Source organism: Paenibacillus periandrae (assembly GCF_022458865.1).
Classification (GTDB): Bacteria; Bacillota; Bacilli; order Paenibacillales; family NBRC-103111; genus Paenibacillus_S; species Paenibacillus_S periandrae.
In genome coordinates this window covers 1-3157 of sequence record NZ_JAJNMU010000070.1, presented here as the reverse complement: position 1 = coordinate 3157, position 3157 = coordinate 1, and the positions used below count along the sequence as shown (strand labels likewise).

Genomic DNA, 3157 nt, shown 5'->3' with positions numbered 1-3157 from the left:
TTCTTTCATGGCTTTATTCAGCTTATTGATTTCACTTGTACTCATGTTTAACGCCACCTTTGGGATTGTCTTACTGATTATTACCCATTTGGTGGCTTGGTAAGTTTTTCATGTGCGGTTTATATAGCAGTTATAATCGCCTTTTTTCTTGCACGAAATTTCTTCAAATCATTTATATTCTTAAAATAAGCTTGTACCTCCATTTCATTAATCTGTCTTGAATTTAAAGAATAGGCTATATGAATATTATTAGGGCTAACAATAAAGATAATTTTATTATTCGTTATAGGCGTAAATACTCGGATCGCCCAGCAGCCCTTTTCGTCAGCTTTCATAAACCATTGTTCTTTTATCGCTTGCCTACATGAATAAAATATATTATCGTAACGAATCCCCCTACTTGTTACTAACGCCCATTCTAGATGTACACTGTTTGTCATAATTCTTTTCACTTCCTCTTCATTATTATATGAATCTCTGAATCTAGTAACCAGTTATAGACAAAAAAATCCTAAATAATACTCAAAAATATTATTTAATTTAATAATACTTAAACGGTTATGTCTTGCATCACTTCATTTGTCTACACTTCAAGTAAGAGGTGTAGCTAATGCCAGAACGTATACTCAAAAACATAGGTGCAAGAGTTCGTGATATCAGGAAGGAAAAGGGTTATTCGCAGGAACAACTTGGGGAGTTAGCAAACTTTCATTTTTCATATATTGGTGCGGTAGAACGTGGTGAAAAGAATATCACAATGAGTAATCTTGCAAAGGTTGCCGCGGCGCTTGACGTGGAAGTAATAGAGTTATTTCGTTACTCAAATATAGATCTGGGAGAGACAAGTAAACAGAAGGATCTTCAAGAAATTGTAGATCTACTGCTAAGGCATCCGAAAGAAGATATACGTAAAGCTAAGGTAATTTTGAAGGAGATTTTCGGATAGTCTAGCAGTAAATCAACCTTATTAGTACACCAAAAGAGAGTGTGTAAAATATATTTGTAAACTCCAAAATCTATTAAAATGAAAGTATAGGAAAGGTTGGGGAGCACACAATGGATTATGGACAAAACAGCAGCTTCGTGAATTTATCATAGAAAATAAGTTGGTAACGGCTCAAGATGCCCAAGACGCATTAAAGAATCTATTTGCCGAAACGATTCAGGAAATGCTGGAAGCGGAAATGGATACGTATTTAGGCTATCAAAAGCATGAAATCGAGAACAAAAAAACGTCTAACAGTCGCAATGGAAAAAAGCAAAAAGATCGTAACCAGTGAGTACGGAGAACAAGAAATCATCACTCCCCGTGACCGACATGGCGAGTTTGAACCCCTTGTCGTGAAGAAGCATCAGTCCAATGTAACGGGCATTGAGGACCAAATTATTGCCTTGTACGCTAAGGGAGTCAGCACGCGTGACATCCAAGACCACTTGGAAAACTTGTACGGCATTGAAGTCTCACCTACCCTCATTTTCAACGTAACGAACAAGATCGTTCCGCTCATTAAGGAGTGGCAGAACCCTCCTTTATAAAGCGTTTACGCTGTCGTATTTCTAGATGCGATTCACTTCAAAGTCAAGCAGGGCGGGCATATCGTGAACAAAGCGGCGTACATGGTGATCGGTATTGACTTAGATGGAAGCAATGATGTACTGGGCATGTGGATCGGTGAAAATGAGTCCGCCAAGTTCTGGCTAACCGCATTGAACGAATTGAAAAACCGCGGTGTTCAAGATATTTTGATCACTTGTGTTGACAATCTAACAGGCTTCACCCAGGCCATTTCGGCCTGCTATCCGAAGACCGAAATCCAGAAATGCATCAAATTCGAAATTCAACCCGATTTGTTTCCTACAAAGACCTGAAAAAGGTGACGGCGGATTTAAAACCGATCAATAAAGCAACAACGGAAGAGGCTGCGCTGCAGGAACTGGACCGTTTTGAAGAGGTTTGGGGAGTCAAATATCCACTCATTGTCCAATCTTGGCGTCGAAATTGGGACGAATTGGCGACTTTTTTCAAATATCCTCCTGAAATCCGAAAGCTCATCTACAAGACGAACATCATCGAGAGTTACCACAGGCAGCTCCGAAAAGTATTTTCCAAGCGACGAGTCCCTGTTGAAGATGCTGTATCTGGCGACAATGGATGTCATCCGTAAATGGACGGTCGTGTCCAAATATGGGGCCAGATGCTGCTCCAACTGTCCGTGTTCTTTCCGGATCGGGTAGGCCAGCACTTGCGCTAATTTTCGAGAGTTACCCCTCGGGGGAAGGTCTGTAAAAGAGTTTACACAAAATTATTGACAGACCCCCAAAAGAATAGGCTTAAGCATTGTTTTCAAACCTTATCAAACCAATGCATTCGAGGGCAGAGTTTGTAACAAGAATTATTAAAGAAAATTATTAAAATGAAAGATTGCCTGCCTCTTAACCGGCTTTCCCCGGTATATGGCAATCTTTTTATTTGGTAGCCATTCATGTAGCTTGTAGCTTACGGTGGCTCTATTCAGTCTGTTAGTACAACAAGAATGAACCTCTGTCGATAGAATGCACACATAGAATCGAAAGAATTACACTGCAGGCTGGTACATTGAAAACTATGACATGCTCCTTAATATCCTGCCTTACTTTAACAAACAACATCACCGTGTCCTGATGATTTATTGGGGTTACATCCAAAGCTAGTTCACTATTGCATATTGAGACCTTGGCTTTCCGAGAATCATCGACCAGTGCCTCACCCTGGCTAAAGAGTTCATGCCTACCATCATGCAAAGGGTACCAAACAAAACTTTCGAATGTTCATCTTCCGACTCCTTTTTAATAACATGACAATCCTCTCATTCCTTTTATTTCTCCTCAACCAGGACTAAGTTTCTCCGAATCATTTACATTTGACATTATTCGACTTTTTTTATTGGTGAATCATTGCACATTGGCGCTCGTTTTGACGCTACATTGAGGTTTAAGATAACTACTTTTAAAATTGATCAAAAATCATTTTATAAAGTCCCTATGTGAATGAAAAAAAACTACGGCTGACTAATTAACGTACAATATTTGGATTCAGCCTCTTGAAGATACTTTTGCGGGTCTCGTCGGAAGCGACGGCGCTTCGTTGTTTCTTCCAAACGGTTAGACCATCGAATGC

Annotated in this window: 2 protein-coding genes and 1 pseudogene; 2 read left to right on the top strand and 1 reads right to left on the bottom strand. The window is 39.7% G+C overall.

The window, feature by feature from the left end:
- Positions 1–119: 119 nt before the first annotated feature.
- Positions 120–440 (bottom strand): hypothetical protein, encoded by a 321-nt coding sequence (locus LRL21_RS44465; RefSeq protein ID WP_240422160.1) that lies wholly within the window; start codon positions 438–440, stop codon positions 120–122.
- A 170-nt stretch (positions 441–610) separates the two neighbouring features.
- Between LRL21_RS44465 and LRL21_RS44460 the strand changes: the two genes are divergently transcribed.
- Entirely contained in the window at positions 611–946 is a 336-nt protein-coding gene (locus LRL21_RS44460) for a helix-turn-helix domain-containing protein (protein ID WP_240422159.1), read from the top strand.
- A gap of 145 nt (positions 947–1091) precedes the next feature.
- A pseudogene (locus LRL21_RS44455) lies at positions 1092–2252 on the top strand (IS256 family transposase).
- Positions 2253–3157: the final 905 nt, after the last annotated feature.

Coding starts and splice junctions, on each gene's coding strand:
- LRL21_RS44460 (WP_240422159.1), top strand. CDS start 611: ATGCCAGAACGTATACTCAAAAACATAGGTGCAAGAGTTCGTGATATC.
- LRL21_RS44465 (WP_240422160.1), bottom strand. CDS start 440: ATGACAAACAGTGTACATCTAGAATGGGCGTTAGTAACAAGTAGGGGG.